General features: G+C 64.9%; 4 protein-coding genes. 3 read left to right on the top strand and 1 reads right to left on the bottom strand.

The window, feature by feature from the left end; translation table 11 throughout:
* Nucleotides 1–60: 60 nt before the first annotated feature.
* Nucleotides 61–828 carry an MIP/aquaporin family protein gene (locus tag BN903_RS14945; RefSeq protein WP_048078485.1) on the top strand — a complete coding sequence of 256 codons (768 nt, stop codon included), beginning with the start codon at nucleotides 61–63 and terminating at the stop codon, nucleotides 826–828.
* Nucleotides 829–919: 91 nt separating this feature from the next.
* Here BN903_RS14945 and BN903_RS14940 read toward each other — a convergent pair whose 3' ends face one another.
* Nucleotides 920–1,318, bottom strand: coding sequence for a helix-turn-helix domain-containing protein (locus BN903_RS14940; protein ID WP_048078484.1), 399 nt, complete (start codon nucleotides 1,316–1,318; stop codon nucleotides 920–922).
* Between the two features lie 263 nt (nucleotides 1,319–1,581).
* Here BN903_RS14940 and BN903_RS14935 point away from each other — a divergent pair, with 263 nt between their 5' ends.
* The gene (locus BN903_RS14935) at nucleotides 1,582–1,827 is read left to right on the top strand and encodes a 4Fe-4S ferredoxin N-terminal domain-containing protein (RefSeq protein ID WP_048078483.1); all 246 of its coding nucleotides are present in this window, start codon (nucleotides 1,582–1,584) and stop codon (nucleotides 1,825–1,827) included.
* A partial coding sequence (locus BN903_RS14930; RefSeq protein ID WP_048078482.1) for a molybdopterin-dependent oxidoreductase occupies nucleotides 1,820–2,887 on the top strand: 1,068 nt, incomplete at its 3' end. The genes BN903_RS14935 and BN903_RS14930, both read left to right, overlap by 8 nt.

Here is a 2,887-nt window from a genome sequence, read left to right as displayed (position 1 = left end):
GGCCGAAACGACGACGACAGCTCCGCCGTCGGAGCTCACAGGGACGACCACGGGTGAGCGATGAACCCGTACGTGGCCGAGGTCATCGGAACCGCGATCCTCATTGTCTTCGGCGGCGGCGTCGTCGCCAACGTGGTGCTCGACGAGACGAAGGGGAACGGCGGCGGCTGGATCGTCATCACGTGGGGGTGGGCCATCGGCGTGTTCATGGGCGTGTTCACCATCAGTCAGGTCAGCGGCGGCCACATCAACCCCGCCGTGACGGTCGGGCTCGCCGCCGCCGGGCTGTTCGACTGGGCGCAGGTGCCGCTCTACGTCGCCTCGCAGACGCTCGGCGGATTCCTGGGCGGCGTTACGGTGTGGCTAGCCTACAAGGATCACTTCGCGATCACGGAAGCCGAGGACGCGAAGCTGGCGATCTTCTCGACCGCTCCCGAGATCCGAAACTACGCGTCGAACCTGATAACCGAAATCATCGGGACGTTCGTGTTGGTTTTTGCCGTATTGTACCTGAACTCCGCCGGCTTCGTCGACGGGACGTCCGGCCAGATCCTCCAGACGATCACCATTGACGGACAGGAGGTCGGGTTCGGGCTCGGTGCGCTGTCGGCGCTCCCGATCGCGTTGGTCGTCCTCGGGATCGGGTTGTCGCTCGGCGGCCCCACCGGTTACGCGATCAACCCCGCACGGGACCTCGGACCGCGCGTCGCACACGCAGTCCTCCCGTTCCCGCACAAGGGACCGTCGGACTGGGCGTACTCCTGGGTCCCCGTCGTGGGACCGATCCTCGGCGCGCTCCTCGCGGCCGGGCTGTATCGGGTCCTGTAGCGGGGAATCGCCCCTCCGTGGGCCGGCGGTGTACGAATCCCGGAACACGCTGGAGAGGGCTCGGGAGGGGTGTCGAGTTCGGCTGCGAGAATCACTCGCGCTGGTCGAACCGGGTCGTCGGGCGGTCCTCGCGGTCCATTCCCTCGACCACGCGTCGGACGATGGTGGCCTCGGCGCCGTGGAGGCGCTGTGACACCGCGGACTTAGAGATGTCGAACTCGGCGGCGAGATCCGAGAGCGTCGCTTCCCGCGGGTCGGAGTAGTACCCGGCTTCGACCGCTCGAAGCAGCGTCTGACGCTGTACCGCGGTCAGATCTGCGGGATCGACCGGGACCGCCGATCTCTCCTCGCCGCTGACGTCGCGGACCCGTGCTCCGTTGACGTCGAGTTCCGCGATTTCGCCTAACACGGCCGCGACATCGGCACCCGGATCGATCTCTATGGACACCGTGTGCCGGCCGTCGCGCTCGCTCGCGTCGTTCGTGGCCATCGGTATGTCCGAGTTACTGAAGTTATATATCGAAAGAATCAAACAGATTCTGATAAACTATGTAGGTTATTAAATATCCAGCGAGAGTCGTGGGGGTGCCGCTTGCTCCGGAGCGCGACTCTCGGACGACGCGGTGTGCCCTCGTCGAAATCGGTCCGTAGATCGGTCACTAGGAGGTTCACCGCTCGGGAATCGCTGATAGTACTTAAACGCCTGTAATATACAGGGGTACCCATTGGGTGGCCGGGCTGTAATCCGTAGATATGCATCGTGACCACGAGGCTCCGCCCGACATCGACGACGATGAGTTCGACGGCTGGGCCGAAGACCAGCTCGGAGATGTCGAGTACGACACGGAACTCGGCAAAGAGATGGGCAAAGACGCCATCCGCCTCGCTCGCGGCGAGATGGACGAAGCGGAGTTCCACGAGAAGTACCACGAGCAGGTAAAAGACGAGTTCGGCGTGGACGACCGGCCGACGAAACCGGAGGGGTTCGACGATGAGTAGCGACGGACTCGATCTGACGAGGCGCGACGCGCTGAAGGCCGGCGGCGTCGCGGCCGCGGCGCTGGGGATCGGCGGGAGCGCGTCGTTCCTGCGGGAGGCCGAAGCGCAGTCGACCAGTCTTGAGTACGAGGAGGTTCCGACCGCCTGCTGGGTCGGCAAGATGGACTGTTCGTCCGTCGCGAAGAAGGTCGGTAATCGGGTCGTCAAGTTCGAGGGTAACTCGGAGGATCCGCGGACGGACGGCTCCCTCTGTCCGAAAGGCCAAGCCCAGATCGAACAGGTCTACAACCCCTACCGGATCAAGGCGCCGCTGAAGCGAACCAACGAGAAGGGCACCCACGGCGAGTGGCAGGAGGTCAGCTGGGAGCAGGCGATGGACGAGATCGGCGAGGATCTCAAAGCAAAACTCCAAGACGATCCTCGACGCGTCGTCTTCCAGGTCGGCCGGAAGAAGTCCCCACAGTGGCAGGAGGACGCGTGGGTGACCGGCACGAGCGACAAGTACGGCAGCATGGAGAAGTACGGCCACGGCGCGACCTGCTCGGACTCCGGCTATCGCGCCCAGGAGCTGATGTTCGCCACCCACGGCGTCTCGGAGACCGACTTCGAGAACTGCGAGTACTACATTGGCTGGGGCCACAATGCCGCCCAGGCCGGTGGCGCACACCTCTGTCAGATCACGTGGCCGAAACAGATCGCCGACGCCCGCGACGACCAGGGGATGGAGAGCGTCTCGATCGACCCACAGCGACGCAACTCAGGGCCCTACACCGACACGTGGCTCCCGATCGAACCGGGGACGGACATGGCCTTCTGGCTCGCGTTCAACAGCGTCCTCGTCGAGAACGGCTACATCGACGAGGAGTACCTGACGACCGCGACCAACGCGCCGTGCCTCGTCGCCACCGAAGGCGAGGAGGAAGGCCACATCCTGCGGACCGACGACGCCGAGGACCCCGGCGAAGAGTACACGTGGGCCGACGGCGAACTCGTCTGGGACGAAGCCGCTGGCGAGGCCGTCGCCCACGAGGAGGCGTCGTCGCCGGAGAACGTCGCCCTG

It is taken from the genome of Halorubrum sp. AJ67 (assembly GCF_000513435.1).
This window is presented reverse-complemented; position numbering and strand designations above follow the sequence as displayed.

Bases quoted from the DNA above. Each gene is read 5' to 3' on its own strand.
- BN903_RS14945 (WP_048078485.1), top strand. From the start codon at position 61: ATGAACCCGTACGTGGCCGAGGTCATCGGAACCGCGATCCTCATTGTC.
- BN903_RS14935 (WP_048078483.1), top strand. From the start codon at position 1,582: ATGCATCGTGACCACGAGGCTCCGCCCGACATCGACGACGATGAGTTC.
- BN903_RS14940 (WP_048078484.1), bottom strand. From the start codon at position 1,318: ATGGCCACGAACGACGCGAGCGAGCGCGACGGCCGGCACACGGTGTCC.